This window comes from Ruegeria sp. O6, from assembly GCF_056535045.1.
Window position 1 is genome coordinate 35,936 of record NZ_JBQERM010000019.1, and the last position, 20,018, is coordinate 55,953.

Below are 20,018 nucleotides of genomic sequence, written 5' to 3' on the forward strand. Positions count from 1 at the left end.
ACGCCGCGACAATTTATAAACTAGGGTCTCTGTACAGCATCCAAGCTCAGGGAGGACAGGGATGTATTTGAAGAACGCACTTCGTGCGGCGACTGCGTTGACTTTCGTCGCTACGGCAGCAGCCCAAGCGGAAACCATCACGATCGCGACCGTCAACAATGGCGACATGATCCGGATGCAGGGCTACACAGACGATTTCTCTAAAGCGACCGGCATCGATGTCGAGTGGGTGACGCTTGAAGAAAACGTACTGCGTCAGCGCGTGACCACCGACATCACGACCAAGGGCGGTCAGTTCGATATCATGACCATCGGCATGTACGAAACTCCGATCTGGGGCGCGAACGGCTGGCTGGTACCGCTGGACGGTTTGTCCGATGAATATGATGTTGGTGATCTGCTGCCTGCGATGGCAGGCGGGTTGAGCCATGATGGCACGCTTTACGCTGCGCCGTTTTATGGCGAAAGCTCGATGATCATGTACCGCACCGACCTGATGGAAAAGGCCGGTCTGGAAATGCCCGAAGCACCTACATGGCAATTCATCCGTGAAGCTGCGGCTGCCATGACCGATCGTGACAACGACATCAACGGCATCTGCCTGCGTGGTAAGGCAGGTTGGGGTGAAGGTGGTGCGTTCATTACGGCCATGTCCAACTCGTTTGGTGCACGTTGGTTTGACGAAGACTGGAAGCCGCAATTCGACCAGCCCGAATGGGCTGAAACGCTGAATTTCTACGTTGGAATGATGTCGGAATCCGGACCGGCCGGATATGCCACCAACGGCTTCAATGAAAACCTGTCGCTGTTCCAGCAGGGCAAGTGCGGCATGTGGATCGATGCGACAGTTGCAGCCTCTTTCGTGACCAACCCCAACGACTCGACAGTGGCGGATCACGTTGGCTTTGCTCTTGCGCCAGACACCGGTTTGGGCAAGCGGTCCAACTGGCTCTGGGCCTGGGCGCTGGCCATTCCAGCGGGCACACAAAAACAGGATGCAGCCAAACAATTCATCGAGTGGGCCACGTCCAAGGACTATATTGAACTGGTTGCCGCAGCCGAAGGTTGGGCGAACGTGCCGCCGGGTGCGCGCAAATCGCTGTACGAAAACCCTAACTATCAGGAAGTTCCATTCGCTCAGATGACGTTGAACTCGATCCTGTCTGCCGATCCAAGCAACCCGACAGTGAAGCCGGTGCCTTATGTTGGCGTTCAGTTTGCGGCAATTCCGGAATTTGCAGGTATCGCCACGCAAGTCAGCCAGGAGTTCTCGGCCGTCTATGCCGGACAGCAAACGGTGGATGAGGCGCTTGCCAAAGCGCAGGCCTTCACAGCAGAAGAGATGGAAGCCGCAGGGTACTGAGGCAACCTTCCCAGCGGGGGGCAGACCTTCTGCCCCCTGCTCCCACTTCCACAATTCGTGTTTTTCTCGCAGGCTGCCTTACGCCTGAACAGAGAGGTCTTGCACAATGGCAACTCAACATTCCAGATCAGTTGCACGCCTGATGATGGCACCCGCAGTGGTGCTGCTGCTTGGCTGGATGCTCGTGCCGCTGACGATGACTCTGTATTTTTCCTTCAAGAAATACCTTCCCTTGCGGGGCGGTGATCTCGGATGGGTGGGTTTCGACAACTATATCCGGTTTGTTTCGTCCAGTTCGTTTTGGCCTGCGGTACAGGCAACGCTTGTCATTGTTATCGGCGTGTTGGCGATTACGGTCCTACTGGGCATCCTGCTGGCGATGCTTTTAGATCAACCGATGTGGGGCCAGGGGGTGGTGCGCATCCTCGTTATTGCACCATTCTTTGTTATGCCGACTGTGTCAGCTCTGGTCTGGAAAAACATGTTCATGGACCCGGTCAACGGGTTGCTGGCCCATCTGTGGCGCTTTTTCGGGGCTGAACCGGTCTCGTGGTTGTCCGAAGCTTCAATGACCTCGATTATCATGATCGTGTCGTGGCAATGGTTGCCATTTGCGACACTGATCCTTTTGACCGCAATCCAGTCGCTGGACAGTGAGCAACTGGAAGCTGCTGAAATGGATGGCGCACCGCCGATCAAGCGGTTCTACCACATCATTCTGCCGCACCTGAGCCGTGCAATCACAATCGTAATTCTGATCCAGACAATCTTTCTGCTTTCGATCTTTGCCGAGATTTTCGTCACCACCGGTGGCGCGTTCGGCACCCGTACACTCACCTACCTGATCTTCCAGCGCGTTTTGGAAAGCCAGAATGTCGGTCTCGGATCAGCCGGAGGTGTCTATGCGATCATTCTCGCCAATATCGTTGCGGTCTTCCTGATGCGCATCGTCGGCAAGAACCTGGACGCGTGAAGAGGTAAAACCATGGCCCGCACCGTTACAATCCAACGCAAGTCGCTGAACACTGCCCTGGCCTGGGCCGTCGGTCTGCTGATCTTTTTCCCGATCCTCTGGACCATCCTGACCAGCTTCAAAACCGAAGCACAGGCCATCGCAAGCCCGCCACTGTTCCTGAACTTCGACTGGACGCTCGAGAACTATGCTGTCGTGCAGGAACGCTCGAACTACATGCGTTTCCTTTGGAACTCAGTCATCATCGCAGGCGGGTCAACCCTGTTGGGTGTGATCATTGCCGTACCGGCAGCATGGGCAATGGCGTTTGTTCCTTCGAAACGTACAAAGGACATTCTGCTTTGGATGCTCTCTACCAAGATGTTGCCCGCAGTCGGGGTCCTTTACCCGATCTACCTGCTGTTCATCCGTCTGGGGCTGCTTGATACACGAGGTGGACTGGTTGTCGTGTTGATGCTGATCAACTTGCCGATCATCGTCTGGATGCTCTACACCTACTTTCGCGAAATTCCCGGTGAAATCCTTGAAGCCGCGCGGATGGACGGGGCAACGCTGAAAGAGGAAATCCTGCACATCCTGACACCCATGGCTGTACCGGGCATCGCTTCGACTGTTTTGCTGAACTTCATTCTTGCCTGGAACGAGGCATTCTGGACCCTCAACCTGACAGCCGTTGACGCGGCCCCGCTGACCGCATTTATCGCCAGCTATTCCAGCCCCGAGGGCCTGTTCTTTGCCAAGCTCAGCGCGGCTTCGACAATGGCCATTGCACCGATCCTGATCCTTGGCTGGTTTAGCCAGAAACAACTTGTCCGCGGCCTGACTTTTGGCGCTGTGAAATAAGGAAAACTTCTCATGGGACGTATTCAACTCAAGTCCGTGACCAAAAGCTTTGGCGACGTGCAGGTTATCCCGCCATTGGATCTGACCATCGAAGACGGAGAGTTCACGGTGTTCGTCGGGCCATCGGGTTGCGGTAAGTCCACTTTGCTGCGCCTGATTGCGGGGTTGGAGGACATCACCTCTGGCTCCATCGGCATTGATGGGGCCGATGCAACAAACGTACCACCTGCAAAACGCGGTCTGGCGATGGTTTTCCAGTCTTATGCCTTATATCCGCACATGTCCGTTCGCAAGAACATCGCCTTTCCCTTGCGCATGGCAAAACTGGATCAGGCCGAAATCGACAAACGTGTGGAAGGGGCCGCGCAGGTTCTGAACCTGACCGACTATCTGGATCGCCGCCCCGGCCAGCTGTCCGGTGGCCAGCGTCAGCGCGTGGCCATCGGGCGTGCCATTGTCCGCGAACCCGCAGCGTTCCTGTTCGATGAGCCGCTGTCCAACCTGGACGCCGCGCTGCGCGTTGGCATGCGGTTGGAGATCAGCGAGTTGCACGAACGGCTGGCGACCACCATGATCTATGTGACCCATGATCAGGTCGAAGCGATGACGATGGCCGACAAGATCGTCGTGCTTCAGGCTGGTGTAATCGAGCAGGTCGGAAGCCCGCTGGACCTGTATCGTACACCGCGGAACCTTTTTGTCGCCGGGTTCATCGGCTCGCCCAAGATGAACTTTATCGAAGGCGAAGAGGCTGCAAAACACGGCGCGCATACAATCGGTATCCGCCCCGAACATATTGCTGTGTCCGAGAGCGAAGGAACCTGGAGCGGTGTCGTCGGCGTGTCCGAGCATCTTGGATCAGATACGTTTTTCCACATACATGAAACCGGTCTGGCGGAAACAATCACGGTGCGCGCGGACGGAGAGGTTGGATTTCGGCATGGCGACCGTATCTACCTGACGCCACGTGCCGACGTGCTTCATCGTTTTGACGCCCAAGGGCTGCGGATCGAATGAAGCGACTGGACGGAAAAACCGCGCTCATCACCGGGGCTGCGCGCGGAATCGGGCTGGCCTTTGCAAAAGCTTACGTCGCCGAAGGTGCGCGTGTGGCCATTGCCGACATTGATATCACGCGGGCGCAAGCCGCAGCCTCGGAAATAGGTGGCGCAGCAATGGCGGTCGAAATGAATGTCGCTGATCAGGACAGCATCGACAATGCTGTTGCGCGCACAGTGGATCAGTTCGGCCAGATTGACATTCTGATCAACAATGCCGCCGTCTTTTCAGCAGCGCCAATCACCGAAATCGACCGCGCCGATTACCAGCGCGTCTTCGATATCAATGTCTCGGGCACCCTGTTTACACTGCAGGCCGTCGCGCGACACATGATCGACGCCAATGTCAAAGGCCGGATCATCAATCTGGCCTCACAGGCTGGTCGGCGTGGCGAATCTCTGGTCGCCGTTTACTGCGCCAGCAAGGCCGCCGTAATCTCTTTGACGCAGTCAGCGGGGCTCAATCTGATCGCTCACGGGATAAATGTGAATGCGATCGCACCTGGTGTTGTGGATGGAGAACATTGGGATGGCGTCGATGCCTTCTTTGCGAAGTATGAAAATAAACAACCGGGACAGAAGAAGCGCGAAGTTGCATCAGCGGTACCGTTCGGCCGTATGGGACGTGCCGAGGATTTGACCGGGATGGCTGTGTTTCTGGCGTCTGATGAAGCGGAATACATCGTGGCCCAGACTTACAATGTCGATGGCGGAAACTGGATGAGCTGATGACCCCTTTGGCGGACATAACACCGGTAGAGCTGCGCCTTAACCACCTTGGGGCGCTTCCGGCAGATATCAAGAAACCCGGATACCGGCGAGAAGATTTGGCACCTGGGATTGTTCATATCGGACTTGGGAATTTTCACCGTGCGCATCAGGCGTGGTACATTCACAGGCTGATGCAAAAAGGGTTGGCCCTCGACTGGGCGATCATCGGGGCCGGTGTTCGGGCCTATGACGCGGACATGCGCGAAAAGCTGATTGGGCAGGACTGTCTGACAACTTTGATCGAGCTTGACCCGTCCGGTGTTTCGGCCGAAATCATCGGCCCGTTGATCGACTATCTGCCCATTGAACCCCGAAATGCACCTCTGATCAGGAAGATGTCCGATCCCGCCATTCGGATCGTGTCCCTTACCGTTACTGAAGGCGGCTATTTTCTGGATGCCAAGTCGGGTGTTTTCGACGTGGACCACGGTGATATTCGACACGACGTGCAAAACCCGCAACGGCCTCGCACGGTTTTTGGTGCCATTGTGGCGGCACTTGGCAATCGCCGTGCCGCCGGGCATCTGCCCTTTACGGCATTAAGTTGTGACAACCTTCAGGGCAACGGAACCATCCTGCGCAATTGCGTTGTTGAACTGGCACGCCTTACGGACCCTGATCTTGCGGATTGGATCGATCAGAACGGGGCGTTCCCGAATTCGATGGTGGATTGCATTGTTCCTGCCACCTCTGATCATGTCCGGTTGCAGGCCCGCGCCCTGGGAATTGAAGACAGCGTTCCGGTTTCACACGAGAACTTTCGCCAATGGGTGATTGAAGATGATTTCTGCGCTGGGCGGCCGATGTTGGAGAATGTCGGCGTTACGATCACCAAAGACGTACACGCATATGAAACCCTGAAATTGCGTATTCTGAACGGCGGGCACCAGATTCTGGCGAATGTGGGTGAGGTTCTGAACATCCCCACAATCGCGGACTGCATGAACGACCGGGAAATTTCGGCATTCTTCCTGAAAGTACAGACCGAAGAAATTCTTCCTCATGCCATTGCAGTTCCCGGGATGACACCGGAACAGTATCTGGATCTGGTCAAACGCAGGTTTTCGAACAGGGCTATTCACGACACCACGCGGCGCGTGGCCTTTGATGGGTCTGCACGCCACCCCGGATTCTTGCTCCCGTCCCTTCGCGATGCACTGGCCTCGGGTACATCTGTCACCGGTCTGGCGCTGGTTGAAGCTTTCTGGTGCCGGATGTGCGCCGGTCTGCGTGAGGATGGATCAGAGATTGCGCCCAATGATCCCATCTGGAGCGATTTGCAGAGTGCGGCCCTTGCCGCCAGGGAACAGCCCGAAAAGTGGCTTGAGGCAGCAAACCTGTACGGAAGTACTGGTCGTGAAGCCCAGTTCGCAGAAGCCTTCATACGCTGGTTGCCACGGATCTGGCAGCACGGATGCCGGACGACGATCAAAAGCTATCTGAATGCGCTTTCCTGACGGATGTGATCTCGGTTCAGGTGGTTTCCATTATAGAACTGGTCGCAGGCTTTGAATTTCCGGTTGTCCGATCGAAAACTGCCATAGGCGTCAATCTTTGGATTTCCGCACGATATATACGCCTGCGAGGCAGAGAGCGAAACCAAAGGCGATGCGCCAGGTTACCGGCTCGCCCAGGATCATCCAGGCCAGTGCAATTGCCAAAGGTGTGACAAGGTAAAGCAATGTGGACACGCGGGTCGCGTCGCCGCGCTGAACAAGTGCGACATAGAGGCTGATCGAGATCAGGGAATTTGCGATGACCAGATACGCAAGGGAAAGGATCAGGTTTGGATGCCAGGTGACTTCCATCGTTTCGGTCGCCATTGCGATGGGAAGCAGCACGGCAAATCCGATCACATATTGAACAGCACCACCCAACACTGGGTCGCTGCGCCGCCCGTGACGTTTTTCCAGCAAAGTGGCGGCGGTCAGGCCGACCAATGCACTAACCGCAAGCAGCCCGGCGGAAAGAGGCACTGCGCTGGTCTTGTCAAAGACGCTGATTGCAACCCCCGCAAAACCCAGCGCCAGGCCAACCCACATCACGGGCCGTCCACGCGCTTCTCCGACCAACGGAGAGAAGGCGGCGACAAGGGCGGGCTGCAAGGCCATCACGATGGCAGTGGTGCCGGCACCCAACCCCTGTTTCATCGCCTGATAGGCCAGACCGAAATAAACACACTGAATAAGAAACCCACTTACCGCCATAGCGGCCCAGTGCGCCGGATCACGCGGCAGGGCAGGGCGGAACAGCGCCAGCAGCGGCAGAAGACACAGAACAGCCAGACCATAACGGATCGCAAGCATGGTCATAGGTTCCACATAGGGCAGCCCCAGCTTGGCAAAGCTGTAGCCACCCGCCCAGAACAGCACGAACAGAACCGGTGCACCCAACCAGAATATCGATACCGCGCGGGCCGAGGTCATCATCTATTCCAGCTTCGAAGATAATCGCCCAAGCATATCAAGGCATTGGGCCATCTGGTCGACCGAGACGTATTCATCAGGTTTATGCGCCTGATCGATTGATCCGGGGCCGCAGACAACGACGCTCATCCCCAACTGCTGGAATATCCCGGCCTCGGTGCCGAAAGGTACAACGTCGGCGCCATTTGCCCCTGTCAGTTCCATCACAAGGTCACGCGCCTCGTTCTCGTCCATTGGCTCCAGCCCGTCGACCTCACCGATTACTTCGGTCTTGATACCGGCACCGGGATGAACAGTCTGCATTGCCGGGATCAGGGTTTGCGCGCAAAACCGGTGCAGTTCGTCTTTGACGTAATCCGCATCCGCCTTTTGCACTGGTCGCATCTCCCAATCGACCCGCGCCTTACCGGGGATCACATTATGGGCCACCCCGCCCACCAACGTACCGGTATTGATTGTTGTCCATGGCGGGTCGAACGGGCTGTTTGCCGGTGCTCGCCCTTGCAAATCAGCCTTCAGCGCCAGCAGTTTCGACACGTATTGCACCGCGTATTCGACTGCGTTAACGCCGCGCTCGGGGGCCGAGCCATGGCCTTCGAACCCGGTAAAATGCGCTGTATATTCATAGCAACCCTTATGGCCTTCGATGATGCGCATCGAGGTGGGCTCGCCGATGATGACCACAGCGGGTTTGATCGCTTTCTCCCGCAGGGTCTTGGCCAAAGCCTGCGCGCCAAAACAGCCGATTTCTTCATCATAGGTAAAGGCAAAATGCACCGGGCGCTGAAGGTCCAGCTTTGCGTAATACGGGGCCATGACGACTGCCGCCGCTATAAACCCTTTCATATCGCAGGTTCCGCGCCCAAACCACTTGCCGTCCCGCTCCTCCATCACGAACGGGTCCGAGGACCAGTCCTGATCGGCGACAGGCACTACATCGGAATGGCCTGACAGAACGATACCACCGTCGCGCTTTGGGCCCAATGTGGCAAAAAGATTGGCTTTGGTGCCGGTTTCATCATGCCATATTTCAACCTCTGCACCGCAATCGCTCAACCGGTCCGCGAGGTGTTTGATCATGTCCAGGTTGCTGTCTGACGAAACCGTGGGGAAGCTGATCAGTTCGCCCAGCAGGGTCTTGGCGTCTTCGAGGGTGCTCAAGGCTTAGTCTTTCACAAAGAGCTTTCGCTCGATATTGCACAGGGCTTCGGCGGGGCCGTTTTCAGTGATAAGAATGGTTTCCGTGGTCTCAAGCCCCCAGCTGTCCATCCATAGCGCAGGCATGAAATGGAAAACCATGCCCGGTTGCAGAATGGTCTCGTCTTCGGCGCGGATCGACGCTGTCCGTTCGCCCCAATCTGGCGGATAGCTCAGGCCGATAGGGTATCCCATGCGCCCCTCCCGTTCGAGTCCGTGACGGGCAAGAACCTTAAGAAAAGCGGTTGCAATGTCGCTGGTCCGATTGCCAGCCCGTGCAGCCTCCAGACCCGCCGCTATCCCTTCGATCTGCGCGCGTTCCGCGTCCCGCATTTCTGGCGGCGGAGTGCCAAGAAATACCGTGCGGCAAAGCGGAGCGTGGTACCGCCGATAGCAGCCTGATAGTTCGAAAAATGTTGCCTCACCTTCTTTCATCGGCGCGCCATTCCATGTTAGGTGCGCGGCAGTGGCATCCAGCCCTGAGGGTGTCAAAGGGACAATGGCCGGGTAATCCCCCCAATCATCCTCAACCCCGGTAATCCCGGCATGAAAGATATCTGCGACAAGGTCGTTCTTGCGCACGCCCACCGCGGCGCGATCAATGGCCGTTTGGATTACTTTTTCGGAGATCCGGGCCGCCTTGCGAATAAAGACAATTTCTTCTTCCGATTTGATCAGACGCTGCCAGTTTACAAGTGCCGTCGCATCCACCAGCGTCGCTTCGGGCAATTCCTTGCCCAAAACCTCGTGTGCCTTTGCGGAATAGTAATAGTTCTCCATCTCAACGCCGAAGCGGGCGGTGCTCAGCCCAAGCGCGCGAATGTGGCCAGCCAGATCCTGCATTGGATGGCGTATGGTTGATTGAACGTAGTGGTCTGCATAGCCGCGAATGTTGTCCTTGGACATCCAGCATGTGCGCAACCCACCCAATGCATCCATCTGACGTCCCCACCAAATCGGCTCACCTTCCATGCCGAGCAATACGCCCTGATGCACGTAAAAGGACCAACCATCATAGCCAGTCAGCCAAGCCTGGTTCGAAGGGTCGGTGACAAACAGTAGCTCTAGCCCCGCTTTTTCCATAGCGCTTCGGGTCTTGGCGATCCTGCGGTCATATTCCGCTTGGCTGAAGGGGGCGTGTTCAATCGGCATGGCATCCTCGGAGGCTGGATATGACATGTACTTGAGCGCAATCTTTCCAATTTGTACACAAATGAACTTGTAAGCGATACCTGAACCGAAACCCCTATTAGAAGTTAATGGGTTATCTAACGAGGAGATCATGGTACGCGTACAGGGTATTCGCCCTCAGCATCGAAGGACGCAGTAGAATAGAGCGCTGGAAGCATGCGAAGTCCCTGTTCGGTGGTTAGTGCGCTTCCGAAACCGCGCCAAAAGTCATGAGCCACCGAGGGTCATGAGAAAGTTCTTCAGACCTCATCTGATCGCGGTTTTCGCGGGCCAATCGACTATTTGTGCGGTTTTATGCTGCGCCTGAGCGAGGATCGGCATTTCTCCGCTGGATATGATTGCAAGACGGCAACGGTGGCACCTGATCTCGCGCGCGGCATGGTGCAGAGGGTCGGTGTCTTGGGGCACAGTGAAGGCTCGCTGCCAAACCCCAGATGTCCAAGGACTCAATCAATGCTACACACTGCGCCCACCTGTCGAGAGGCGGCCCCTTGTTTCGATGCATGTCGATCCAGCGCGCTCGACACCAACGGCATTCTCAATTCAACGCGTGCCGCGTCCCCTGTGGTGAACGAGGCAGAGTGTCAAAGCCTGCGCAACTCGGCCGGTCAGAGGAAAGCGCGCAATCTTTGGGGAATGGTTGCGTGGGGTTTGTTGGTGATAGTCCAAATCGCTGCGTACGCCGCCATGTTCTATGGCGTGTTGGTTATGCATATCTCGCTGCTTCCCTACGTATTTCTGGTAGCACTGACAGTCTTATTCTGGCTGGGCTACGATTGCATTCGCGATATGCGCAAGGATGCTTCATCAGCTAACAGTCAAAGTTAGATATCCTTTCTTACCTGAATGACTTCGGGTCAATGACAGTCAATATCTGTGGCCAAACTGCCGGGCCCAGTGGAATGTAAGTGTTGCCCTTCGTGATTTCCTTGGGGCAGGGCGCTTTCAGGTTCAAGACACACCCTGGCAACAGGCATCTTTCACGAAAGTCAGTGACAGAGCCGGTTGACAACAGGTTTTGTATTTTGGATACATTTGTCAGGGATATCGCAACGACCTGTATTGTCACTGAACGCTCTGACGACAAAGAGCCCTGCGATTGTCTTGCCAAGTCCATTTCTGGGAGAAAATCATGAAACTCAATCTTCTGGCCGCAACCACGGCAATAGCCCTGTCGGGTGCCGTGGCACAGGCAAATACCCTGGTGTATTGTTCCGAAGGTTCACCCGAGGGGTTTGACCCTGCACTGTTTACCGCAGGAACTACCTTTGATGCCTCGTCGCATCCTATTTACAACCGGTTGCTTGAATTCGAAACCGGTACAACCAATGTGATCCCCGGTCTGGCTGAAAGTGTCGAGGCCAGTGATGATGGCCTGGAATACACGTTCAAGCTGCGCCAGGGTGTCAAATTCCATTCGAATGACGAATTCACCCCGACCCGCGACTTCAACGCTGATGACGTAATCTTTTCCTTCATGCGCCAAAAGGACGAGAACCACCCCTATAACCAAGTGTCTGGCGGCACGTGGGAATACTTCCAGGGTATGGGGATGCCGGATCTGGTCTCTTCTATCGAAAAGATTGATGACTACACGGTGAAGTTCACCCTGTCCAAGCCAGAGGCACCCTTTGTTGCGAACATGGCGATGGATTTTGCATCGATCATGTCAGCCGAATATGGCGATGCTATGATGGCTGCCGGAACGCCTGAAAAACTGAATACTGCACCCATCGGGACCGGGCCTTTCTCGTTCGTGGCCTACCAGAAAGACGCGGTGATCCGCTATGCGGCCAATGGCGATTATTGGAAAGAACCGGCGCAGGTCAAAAACCTGATCTTTGCCATTACGCCGGACGCGTCTGTTCGTTACCAGAAGCTGAAAGCTGGCGAATGCCATGTGATGCCTTACCCGAACCCGGCTGACATTCAGGCGATGAAGGATGATGCAGACATCAACATGATGGAGCAGGAAGGGCTGAACGTCGGGTATCTGGCTTACAACACCACGATGGCGCCGTTCGACAACCCCAAGGTTCGCAAAGCGTTGAACATGGCGATCGACAAGCAGGCGATCATCGACGTGGTTTTCCAGGGCTCGGGCCAGGCTGCCAAGAACCCGATCCCGCCAACCATGTGGGGCTATAACGACGCTATTGTGGACGATGCCTATGATCCCGAAGCGGCCAAGGCCATGCTTGATGCCGAAGGTGTCTCGGACTTGTCGATGAAGATCTGGGCGATGCCTGTTCAGCGCCCCTATAACCCCAATGCCCGCCGCATGGCCGAGCTGATCCAGGCTGATTTTGCCAAGGTTGGTGTGGGCGTCGAAATCGTCTCATACGAGTGGGGCGAATACCTGTCACGCTCGAAAGAACTGAACCGCGACGGTGCTGTTCTGCTGGGTTGGACCGGTGATAACGGCGATCCGGACAACTTCCTGGCCGTTCTGCTGGGCTGTGACGGGGTCGAAGCATCGAACCGTGCACAATGGTGCCACCAGCCGTTCGAGGATCTGATCCTGAAAGCCAAGCAAAGCACCGATCAGGCAGAGCGGACCAAGCTGTATGAACAAGCGCAGGTCGTGTTCAAAGAGCAGGCCCCATGGGCAACCATTGCTCACTCGGTTGTATTCATGCCGATGAGCAACAAGGTGCAAGGCTACAAAGTGCACCCGCTGGGCGGCCACATCTTCTATGGTGTGAGCGTCGAGTAAGCCACCACTCACTCACCGGAGCTGCCTGTTTGGCAGCTCCGGCTTTTTTATTGAGGAGGTCGGCCTGAATGCCGGATCTGTCCGAATATCGTCAACTGGCACGGGACCTGTCAGTCGACGCAGTAGCTCTTGTGCCTGGCCCGAACTTCACCCGCGCTTTGGGAAAAGCTTTCATGAGCCACGAGCGGCCCTTCGTGGTGATTGTCCCGGCTGAGGGACAGGCCGCAGCGATTGTGCCCAATCTGGAACTGGCGTCATGGGATCTTGTAGGGTTCGAGGGCGCTGTTTTCGATTGGCGCGATCAGAGCGGTTATGATGATGCGTTTACTGCTTTGGCCGCACATATGCCGATCCGCTCTCTTGCGGTGGAAGGTCAGGTGATGCGGGTTTTTGTCTCTGCGGCTTTCACACGTGCTATGCCGGACTTGCGGATCGTTGACGGTGAACGCGAAATCTCGGGCCTGCGCATTATCAAAACCGATGAAGACATTGCTGCGATGCAGGCGGCCATCGATATCTCGGAACGTGCTCTGGGTCGTGTGATTGCAGATGTGCGCGTCGGTCAGACTGAAAAACAGGTCGAGCAGGCCCTGATACAGGCGCTGTTTGCAGAAGGAGCCGAGTCTCTGGCGTTTTCGCCAATCGTTGCGGCTGCCGACAACTCTGCACGGCCGCATGGGAAAGCACGCAGCGACTACCAGATCAGGGCAGGCGACGCGTTACTGTTCGATTTCGGCGCCTGCAACGATGGTTTTGCCGCTGACATCACGCGAACCTTCTTTGTTCAGGACGTGTCGGACGAGGGTAGGGAAGTCTACGATACCGTTCTGCGCGCCAACAAAGCCGGGTTCGAAGCTTGCCGCCCGGGTGCAACGGCCCATGACATCGACGATGCGGTCACAAGCGTGCTCGAAGCCTCGCCATTTGCGGATCGTATACGTACCAAAACGGGCCACGGGCTTGGCCGGGATGTGCACGAGGCACCTTATATCATGCGCGGAAACCACCAGAAAATTCTGCCGGGCATGGTCTGGACGAATGAACCAGGTCTCTACGCGCTCGAAAGTTTTGGCGTTCGCATCGAAGATGATGTGCTTGTCACTGAGGATGGCTGCCGGTCGCTGACCCATTTCCCCAAAGAGCTTACAATCATAGGTCGCTGATGTTTGGTTACTTACTCACCCGCATTGGCCTGTTCGTCCCGACCTTTCTGGGCGTGACGTTGATTTCATTCATGTTTATCCGGGTGCTGCCGGGTGATCCGATCATCGTCATGGCCGGCGAGCGCGGCATGACTGAAGAACGCTACCAGGAAATGGTGGAAAAGCTGGGTTTCGACAAACCGGTGTTGCAGCAATACTGGGAATACCTTGCCGGAGTTTTGCAGGGCGATCTCGGCGAAAGCTTTGTCACAAAAAAACCGGTCTGGGAGGAGTTCTTTTCGCTGTTCCCCGCGACAATGGAACTTTCGCTCTGCGCCATGATCTTCGCCATCGCATTGGGTCTGCCTGCCGGTGTGATTGCGGCGGTGAACCGGGGGAAGTTTTTTGACAGGGCACTGATGTCTTCGGCATTGGTCGGGTATTCGATGCCCATCTTCTGGTGGGCGCTGCTGCTGATCATCGTGTTTTCGGGCAATCTTGGCTGGACACCGGTGTCCGGTCGGATCGACCTGCTTTATTACTTCCCAAGTGTCACTGGCTTTATGCTGATCGACAGTCTTTTGTCCGGGCAGGAAGGCGCATTCGGGTCGGCCGTTCGTCATCTGATCCTTCCGACGATTGTGCTGGGTACTATTCCGCTGGCAGTGATCGCGCGTCAGACCCGGTCGGCGATGCTGGAGGTTCTGGGCGAGGATTACATCCGCACTGCACGTGCAAAAGGGTTGTCGCCGACCCGGGTAAACGGGCTGCATGCGCTACGTAACGCGCTGATACCGGTTGTCACGGTGATCGGGTTGTCGGTTGGTACGTTGCTGGCGGGGGCAATTCTTACTGAAACCATCTTCAGCTGGCCGGGCATCGGCAAGTGGATGGTCGATAGTATTTTCCGCAGGGATTACCCGGTGGTGCAAGGGGGTTTGCTGATGATCGCGGTGATCGTGATGCTGGTGAACCTGCTGGTCGATGTTTTGTACGGCATCATCAACCCCAAAATCCGGAGACGATGATGACCGAGCTTTCGTCGAACCAGCCAATGGCCGAAAATCGTCCCAGCGCACTGCGAGAGTTCTGGTACTATTTCAGCGAAAACCGCGGTGCCGTGATCGGGTTGTGGGTTTTTGCCGCCTTTGTGTTCTGTGCGGCCTTTGCCCCTTTGTTGGCCCCCTATGATCCGACCGAACAGTTCCGGGACCATATCCTGCAACCCCCTGCCTGGCAGGAAGGCGGAAGCTGGGCCTTCCCGTTGGGCACCGATCCTTTGGGCAGGGATATGCTGTCGCGGCTGATCATGGGTTCACGCTATTCCTTCTTTGTGGGGATCGTTGTGGTCTGTGTTGCCGTAACGGGCGGCGTAATGGTCGGCCTTCTGTCGGGTTTTGCGCCCAAATGGGTTGATACGTTGATTATGCGGGTGATGGACATCGTCCTGGCTTTCCCGTCTCTGCTGCTTGCCCTTGTTCTGGTCGCCATTCTGGGCCCATCACTGACCAATGCGATGATCGCCATCGCCATCGTGTTTCAACCGCATTACGTGCGCCTGACCCGCGCGTCGGTTCTGGCGGAACGGCAGAAAGACTATGTGACCTCGGCCCGTGTGGCCGGTGCTGGCAAGTCGCGGCTGATGTTCATCACGGTATTGCCCAATTGCCTGGCGCCAATCATCGTTCAGGCGGCCCTGTCTTTTTCCACTGCCATTCTGGACGCGGCGGCCCTTGGGTTTCTGGGCATGGGCGCGCAGCCCCCCACGCCGGAATGGGGCACCATGCTGGCTGAAGCGCGCGAGTTCATCCTGCGCGCATGGTGGGTTGTCACCTTCCCCGGTCTCGCAATTCTGGTCACCGTGCTTGCCATCAACCTAATGGGCGACGGGTTGCGCGATGCGCTGGACCCGAAACTGAAACGGAGCTGATCGCATGAGCCTTTTGCAGATCCGTAATCTGACTGTCGAGTTCGCCACATCTTCGGGCAGTTTCCGCGCCGTGGACGGTGTCGATCTGTCGGTCGACAAAGGCGAATTGCTGGCCATCGTTGGCGAAAGCGGTTCGGGCAAGTCTGTGTCGATGCTGGCACTGATGGGCTTGCTGCCCTGGACCGCCACGATCACCGCCGATGAGATGAGCTTTGAAGGCCGCGACCTGTCCGGTATCTCGGCCCGTGAACGGCGCAAGATCATAGGCAAGGACATGGCGATGATCTTTCAGGAGCCGATGTCTTCGCTGAACCCCTGTTTTACTGTCGGGTTCCAGATCAAAGAGGCATTGCGCATCCACCTTGGCCTGAACCGAAAAGAGCGTCACGAGCGTGCGGTCGAATTGTTCGATCAGGTTGGCATTCCCGCGCCTGAAAGCCGCCTGAATACTTTTCCGCATCAGATGTCAGGGGGTATGAACCAACGGGTTGTGATCGCGATGGCCATTGCCTGCAAGCCCAAGCTGCTGATCGCGGATGAACCGACCACGGCACTGGACGTGACCATTCAGGCGCAGATTCTGGATCTGCTGATCCGGTTGCGTGATGAGCATGACATGGGCCTTGTTCTGATCACCCATGACATGGGCGTCGTTGCGGAAACCGCCGAGCGGGTTCAGGTGCAATATGCCGGGCAAAAGGTTGAAGAACAGCCTGTCAGAGATTTGTTCCGAACCCCACGTCATCCCTATACCACGGCTCTGTTAAGTGCTTTGCCGGAACGGGCGACGTCCAAGATTCTGCCGACGATTCCAGGTGTTGTTCCGGGGCAATTCGACAGGCCAAAAGGTTGCCTATTCAGTCCACGGTGCCGCTTTGCCGATGCGACCTGCGCCCAGACCCCGCCGACCCCTCATGCCGAGGCATTTGGCAAGGCGCGCTGTCACCATGTTGAAAAGATTGCCGCCGGAGAGCTGGTATGACCACACCTATCGTTCAGGCCAACGCCCTGACCCGGTTTTACACGGTCAAAGGCGGGTTGCTGTCCAAGCCCGCAACCGTAAAGGCACTGTCGGGGGTGGATTTCGACCTGCAACCGGGAAAAACACTGGCCATTGTCGGAGAGTCAGGCTGTGGCAAGTCTACGCTGGCCAGACTGATCACAATGATCGAAGAACCAACCTCGGGCAGCCTGACGATCAACGGGGTCGACATTACCCCTTCGCAATGGAGCAAGATGCGAGAGACGGTGCAGATCGTCTTTCAAGACCCATATAGCTCGTTGAATCCGCGTCAGCGCATCGGCCAGATCCTGCAAGAACCGCTGATCATCAACCGGCCACAGATGACGGCCGCCGACCGTGAAACGCAGGCACGCAAGATGATCGAGATGGTAGGCCTGCGCCCCGAACATTATGACCGCTATCCGCATATGTTCTCGGGTGGGCAACGCCAGCGGATCGCTATTGCAAGGGCGCTTATGCTGGACCCCAAGGTGCTGGTTCTGGATGAACCTGTTTCGGCGCTGGATGTTTCGATTCAATCGCAGATCCTGAACCTGCTGGTCGATCTTCAGGAACGGCTGAACCTAGCCTACCTGTTCATTTCACATGACTTGTCGGTTGTCCGGCATTTCGCCGATGACGTGATTGTCATGTATCTGGGGCGCGCGGTTGAAAAAGGCCCGAAAGAGCAGCTGTTCGCGGCACCCCGACATCCGTACTCCAAGGCGTTGCTGTCCACGACGCCCCGCGCCGACCCGGATGCCCGCAAAGAACGGATCAAGCTGGAAGGCGAGTTGCCGTCACCCATGAACATCCCGAAAGGGTGCGCTTTTGCGCAACGATGCTGGCTTGTGACTGATCAGTGCAGGCAAACATTGCCTGAACTGGATGATGAAACCCATCAGGTCGCGTGTCTGCATCCTCTTTTCTGAAGAACCAGATGGCAAACGAAAACGCCCGGGCCAAGGCACCGGGCGTTTGGAAAATTGCATATCCTTGATGGCGTCAGAGCCCCCATTTCTCGCGGTTTGCTTCAAAAAAGCCTTCCGCTCTTTTTACTTCGATCCAGTTGTTCACATAGTTGATCCAGATCTGATCGCCTTGTGGCAGGATCATCGCAATCGGCGAAGGTGTCCGGGGACCGGCGTTTTTCACGCGGATAACAGGAAACTTCTCCTCAAGGGTCGAGCCCTCGATGTTCGACGTTATGAATACATCAGCACGACCGGCGATTACTTCCTGATACCCGCGGGCGGGGGCCTCGACCACCTTGATCTCGGCGTTTGGGAACCATTCACGGACCCGTTTTTCGAATGTGGTGCCCAAAGTCGTCGCGACTTTCACACCGGTCTGGTTGATCGAGTCATAGCCGTCGAATTTGTTAGCCTTGTCCTTGGTGGTGTAGGGAAAAAGTTCGACCGAAATATAGCTGTCCGAAAAACCCGCAACTTTCATGCGCGGTGGCGAAATCGATGCCGACCCGGTCAGGTGGTACTTGCCCGCGACCACACCATTCACCAGTGTTTTCCAGTCGGTGGGGACAAATTCGACCTCAACTCCAAGATCGGCGGCCAATGCATTCATGATGTCGATGTCGTACCCTTTGTAGCTGTTGGTTGCCGGGTCGCGCAGTGTCATCGGGTTCCAGTCACCTGTGGTACCAACCTTGAGAACGCCGGAATCCAGCACCTCGTTCAGCGCAGATTGCGCCTGTGCGGAACCGGACAATACAAGCCCCAACACGGCAACCGCCGCGGCTTTCCAAAAAACGCTCATAGGTATCTCCCGTTGGTGGCGTTACGACCTTGTGATTGCAATCCTCATTGATTTCAGTCCAAAGGGAAAGATAACCTCAAGAAAATATTACTATGGGGCAAAAACGGGGGCAGTTCAGCTTATGGCAGGCGCCGCAATCGAACTTGTGGGCGTGAATAAGTGGTATGACACGTTTCACGTTCTCAAGGACATTAACCTGACGGTCAGCAGCGGCGAAAAGGTGGTGATTTGCGGGCCTTCGGGGTCAGGCAAGTCCACCGTCGTTCGATGTATCAACCGGTTGGAAAAACACCAGAAAGGGATCATTCGGATAGATGGGGTTGACCTGGCGGATGACGCGAAGTCAACGGCAACCATCCGGTCCGATGTCGGGATGGTCTTCCAGCAATTCAATCTGTTTCCGCATTTGACCGTTTTGGAAAACCTGACTTTGGGTCCGATCAAAGCGCGCGGCCTGAGCCGGAAGGACGCGGAGGAAAAAGCGCGCCATTATCTGGATCGTGTACATATTCCCGATCAGGCGGACAAAAAGCCCATGCAGTTGTCCGGCGGTCAGCAGCAACGTGTGGCGATTGCACGATCCTTATGCATGGAATCGCGCGTGCTGTTGTTCGATGAACCCACGTCGGCGCTGGACCCCGAGATGATCTCGGAAGTGTTGGAAGTTATGGTTGAACTGGCGAATGAGGGCATGACCATGGTGGTCGTGACCCACGAGATGGGGTTTGCCCGGAAAGTGGCTGACAAAATGATCTTCATGGATGCTGGTGAAATCGTCGAAGAAGGCAAGCCGGAACATTTCTTCACCAACCCTCAGTCTGACCGCTGTCGCAAATTCCTGTCTCAGATACTGCAGCACTGAGAGGGCTGATGAAAAAACTTCTACTAATTGTACCTTTGCTGCTGCTGGCAGGCTGTTCGTCTTCCCAGACCTGGGGTTGGTATGTGATCGACCCGACCACTGCATCGGGCTGGATCAATGTGAAATTTCTGATCTCGGGGATGGGGGCAACGATCCAGATTTCACTGATCGCAGCGGCGATTTCGATCGTCATCGGATTGTTGGTGGCCCTGCCGGGATTGTCCGAGAAACGCGGCTGGCGGCTGGTTAACCGTGTTTACGTTGAATTTATTCGCGCCATTCCCCTGCTGCCAATGCTGTTCTGGGTCTTTTATGGCTTGCCCATCGTGTTCAAGTCTATGGGCATGAATGTCCCCATCGATCCCTTTTGGGGTGCGATCATCACATTGGCGATTTCTGACAGCGCCTTCACTGCCGAGATTTACCGCGCAGGCATTCAATCCATTGCGCGAGGTCAAAGCGAAGCGGCGCAGACCATCGGGCTGAACTACGTGCAGACCATGCGTTATGTGATCCTGCCGCAGGCAATCCGGCGCATTCTGCCGCCCTTGGCAAACCAGTTCATCTACATCGTAAAGATGAGTGCATTCGCCAGCGTCATCGGGATGCAGGAACTGACCCGCCGCGCGAATGAGCTGGTGGTTACGGAATACCGCCCGTTGGAAATCTATACCCTGTTGATCTTTGAATACCTGATCCTGGTTCTGATCATCAGTGCGGGTGTGCGCTGGCTGGAGCGTCGCATGGGCGCGGACGAGCGCGGATAA

General features: G+C 56.1%; 18 protein-coding genes. 14 read left to right on the plus strand and 4 right to left on the minus strand.

The features are described from left to right. Window positions 1–61: 61 nt before the first annotated feature. The 6 genes from ACR0DY_RS18265 (at window position 62) to ACR0DY_RS18290 (ending at window position 6,465) form a co-directional block, all read left to right on the plus strand. Window positions 62–1,363, plus strand: coding sequence for an ABC transporter substrate-binding protein (locus ACR0DY_RS18265; protein ID WP_480484636.1), 1,302 nt, complete (start codon window positions 62–64; stop codon window positions 1,361–1,363). Window positions 1,364–1,469: 106 nt separating this feature from the next. Beyond that, window positions 1,470–2,336 (plus strand): carbohydrate ABC transporter permease, encoded by an 867-nt coding sequence (locus tag ACR0DY_RS18270; RefSeq protein ID WP_267366281.1) that lies wholly within the window; start codon window positions 1,470–1,472, stop codon window positions 2,334–2,336. Between the two features lie 12 nt (window positions 2,337–2,348). Continuing rightward, entirely contained in the window at window positions 2,349–3,179 is an 831-nt protein-coding gene (locus ACR0DY_RS18275; protein ID WP_209506825.1) for a carbohydrate ABC transporter permease, read from the plus strand. A 12-nt stretch (window positions 3,180–3,191) separates the two neighbouring features. Continuing rightward, window positions 3,192–4,196, plus strand: a complete 1,005-nt coding sequence (locus ACR0DY_RS18280) for an ABC transporter ATP-binding protein (RefSeq protein ID WP_480898888.1) — start codon at window positions 3,192–3,194, stop codon at window positions 4,194–4,196. Continuing rightward, the gene (locus ACR0DY_RS18285) at window positions 4,193–4,966 is read left to right on the plus strand and encodes an L-iditol 2-dehydrogenase (RefSeq protein WP_480547494.1); all 774 of its coding nucleotides are present in this window, start codon (window positions 4,193–4,195) and stop codon (window positions 4,964–4,966) included. Before ACR0DY_RS18280 ends, ACR0DY_RS18285 begins: the two co-directional genes overlap by 4 nt. Continuing rightward, window positions 4,966–6,465 carry a mannitol dehydrogenase family protein gene (locus ACR0DY_RS18290; RefSeq protein WP_480547496.1) on the plus strand — a complete coding sequence of 500 codons (1,500 nt, stop codon included), beginning with the start codon at window positions 4,966–4,968 and terminating at the stop codon, window positions 6,463–6,465. The genes ACR0DY_RS18285 and ACR0DY_RS18290 overlap by 1 nt, the downstream gene beginning before the upstream one ends. Window positions 6,466–6,555: 90 nt before the next feature. Here the strand turns inward: ACR0DY_RS18290 and ACR0DY_RS18295 are convergent, their stop codons facing one another. Genes ACR0DY_RS18295 through ACR0DY_RS18305 form a run of 3 tightly spaced genes read right to left on the minus strand, consistent with a single transcriptional unit; the run spans window position 6,556 to window position 9,810 of the window. Beyond that, window positions 6,556–7,434 carry a DMT family transporter gene (locus ACR0DY_RS18295; protein WP_480547498.1) on the minus strand — a complete coding sequence of 293 codons (879 nt, stop codon included), beginning with the start codon at window positions 7,432–7,434 and terminating at the stop codon, window positions 6,556–6,558. A 3-nt stretch (window positions 7,435–7,437) separates the two neighbouring features. Beyond that, a complete protein-coding gene (argE, locus tag ACR0DY_RS18300) occupies window positions 7,438–8,595 on the minus strand; it encodes an acetylornithine deacetylase (RefSeq protein WP_480488823.1) in 1,158 nt (385 codons plus the stop codon). A gap of 3 nt (window positions 8,596–8,598) precedes the next feature. Then, window positions 8,599–9,810, minus strand: a complete 1,212-nt coding sequence (locus tag ACR0DY_RS18305) for a M24 family metallopeptidase (protein ID WP_480547502.1) — start codon at window positions 9,808–9,810, stop codon at window positions 8,599–8,601. Window positions 9,811–10,954: 1,144 nt separating this feature from the next. Here ACR0DY_RS18305 and ACR0DY_RS18310 point away from each other — a divergent pair. The 6 genes from ACR0DY_RS18310 to ACR0DY_RS18335 all read left to right on the plus strand — a co-directional run bounded on the left by ACR0DY_RS18310 (window position 10,955) and on the right by ACR0DY_RS18335 (window position 17,545). Beyond that, complete coding sequence (locus ACR0DY_RS18310; RefSeq protein WP_480547504.1) at window positions 10,955–12,538, plus strand: ABC transporter substrate-binding protein; 1,584 nt, start codon at window positions 10,955–10,957, stop codon at window positions 12,536–12,538. Window positions 12,539–12,606: 68 nt separating this feature from the next. After that, a complete protein-coding gene (locus tag ACR0DY_RS18315) occupies window positions 12,607–13,701 on the plus strand; it encodes a M24 family metallopeptidase (protein ID WP_480547506.1) in 1,095 nt (364 codons plus the stop codon). Next, the gene (locus tag ACR0DY_RS18320) at window positions 13,701–14,708 is read left to right on the plus strand and encodes an ABC transporter permease subunit (protein WP_480477613.1); all 1,008 of its coding nucleotides are present in this window, start codon (window positions 13,701–13,703) and stop codon (window positions 14,706–14,708) included. Before ACR0DY_RS18315 ends, ACR0DY_RS18320 begins: the two co-directional genes overlap by 1 nt. Beyond that, window positions 14,708–15,610 (plus strand): ABC transporter permease subunit, encoded by a 903-nt coding sequence (locus ACR0DY_RS18325; protein ID WP_480488831.1) that lies wholly within the window; start codon window positions 14,708–14,710, stop codon window positions 15,608–15,610. The genes ACR0DY_RS18320 and ACR0DY_RS18325 overlap by 1 nt, the downstream gene beginning before the upstream one ends. 4 nt (window positions 15,611–15,614) lie before the next feature. Beyond that, window positions 15,615–16,592 (plus strand): ABC transporter ATP-binding protein, encoded by a 978-nt coding sequence (locus ACR0DY_RS18330; RefSeq protein ID WP_480484647.1) that lies wholly within the window; start codon window positions 15,615–15,617, stop codon window positions 16,590–16,592. Further along, on the plus strand, window positions 16,589–17,545 hold the full coding sequence (locus ACR0DY_RS18335; protein ID WP_480484648.1) for a dipeptide ABC transporter ATP-binding protein: 957 nt from the start codon (window positions 16,589–16,591) through the stop codon (window positions 17,543–17,545). The genes ACR0DY_RS18330 and ACR0DY_RS18335 overlap by 4 nt, the downstream gene beginning before the upstream one ends. Before the next feature lie 73 nt (window positions 17,546–17,618). Here ACR0DY_RS18335 and ACR0DY_RS18340 read toward each other — a convergent pair whose 3' ends face one another. After that, window positions 17,619–18,389: a transporter substrate-binding domain-containing protein gene (locus tag ACR0DY_RS18340; RefSeq protein WP_480484649.1), complete on the minus strand. Its 771-nt coding sequence runs from the start codon at window positions 18,387–18,389 to the stop codon at window positions 17,619–17,621. Between the two features lie 121 nt (window positions 18,390–18,510). Between ACR0DY_RS18340 and ACR0DY_RS18345 the strand changes: the two genes are divergently transcribed. Both ACR0DY_RS18345 and ACR0DY_RS18350 read left to right on the plus strand, forming a co-directional pair. Continuing rightward, window positions 18,511–19,251 (plus strand): amino acid ABC transporter ATP-binding protein, encoded by a 741-nt coding sequence (locus ACR0DY_RS18345; RefSeq protein ID WP_480484650.1) that lies wholly within the window; start codon window positions 18,511–18,513, stop codon window positions 19,249–19,251. 8 nt (window positions 19,252–19,259) lie between these two features. Next, window positions 19,260–20,018 carry an amino acid ABC transporter permease gene (locus ACR0DY_RS18350; protein ID WP_480484651.1) on the plus strand — a complete coding sequence of 253 codons (759 nt, stop codon included), beginning with the start codon at window positions 19,260–19,262 and terminating at the stop codon, window positions 20,016–20,018.

Excerpts from the sequence above, each read along its gene's own strand:
- ACR0DY_RS18265 (WP_480484636.1), top strand. The coding sequence starts at position 62 with ATGTATTTGAAGAACGCACTTCGTGCGGCGACTGCGTTGACTTTCGTC.
- ACR0DY_RS18270 (WP_267366281.1), top strand. The coding sequence starts at position 1,470 with ATGGCAACTCAACATTCCAGATCAGTTGCACGCCTGATGATGGCACCC.
- ACR0DY_RS18275 (WP_209506825.1), top strand. The coding sequence starts at position 2,349 with ATGGCCCGCACCGTTACAATCCAACGCAAGTCGCTGAACACTGCCCTG.
- ACR0DY_RS18280 (WP_480898888.1), top strand. The coding sequence starts at position 3,192 with ATGGGACGTATTCAACTCAAGTCCGTGACCAAAAGCTTTGGCGACGTG.
- ACR0DY_RS18285 (WP_480547494.1), top strand. The coding sequence starts at position 4,193 with ATGAAGCGACTGGACGGAAAAACCGCGCTCATCACCGGGGCTGCGCGC.
- ACR0DY_RS18290 (WP_480547496.1), top strand. The coding sequence starts at position 4,966 with ATGACCCCTTTGGCGGACATAACACCGGTAGAGCTGCGCCTTAACCAC.
- ACR0DY_RS18295 (WP_480547498.1), bottom strand. The coding sequence starts at position 7,434 with ATGACCTCGGCCCGCGCGGTATCGATATTCTGGTTGGGTGCACCGGTT.
- ACR0DY_RS18305 (WP_480547502.1), bottom strand. The coding sequence starts at position 9,810 with ATGTCATATCCAGCCTCCGAGGATGCCATGCCGATTGAACACGCCCCC.
- ACR0DY_RS18310 (WP_480547504.1), top strand. The coding sequence starts at position 10,955 with ATGAAACTCAATCTTCTGGCCGCAACCACGGCAATAGCCCTGTCGGGT.
- ACR0DY_RS18315 (WP_480547506.1), top strand. The coding sequence starts at position 12,607 with ATGCCGGATCTGTCCGAATATCGTCAACTGGCACGGGACCTGTCAGTC.
- ACR0DY_RS18320 (WP_480477613.1), top strand. The coding sequence starts at position 13,701 with ATGTTTGGTTACTTACTCACCCGCATTGGCCTGTTCGTCCCGACCTTT.
- ACR0DY_RS18325 (WP_480488831.1), top strand. The coding sequence starts at position 14,708 with ATGACCGAGCTTTCGTCGAACCAGCCAATGGCCGAAAATCGTCCCAGC.
- ACR0DY_RS18330 (WP_480484647.1), top strand. The coding sequence starts at position 15,615 with ATGAGCCTTTTGCAGATCCGTAATCTGACTGTCGAGTTCGCCACATCT.
- ACR0DY_RS18335 (WP_480484648.1), top strand. The coding sequence starts at position 16,589 with ATGACCACACCTATCGTTCAGGCCAACGCCCTGACCCGGTTTTACACG.
- ACR0DY_RS18340 (WP_480484649.1), bottom strand. The coding sequence starts at position 18,389 with ATGAGCGTTTTTTGGAAAGCCGCGGCGGTTGCCGTGTTGGGGCTTGTA.
- ACR0DY_RS18345 (WP_480484650.1), top strand. The coding sequence starts at position 18,511 with ATGGCAGGCGCCGCAATCGAACTTGTGGGCGTGAATAAGTGGTATGAC.
- ACR0DY_RS18350 (WP_480484651.1), top strand. The coding sequence starts at position 19,260 with ATGAAAAAACTTCTACTAATTGTACCTTTGCTGCTGCTGGCAGGCTGT.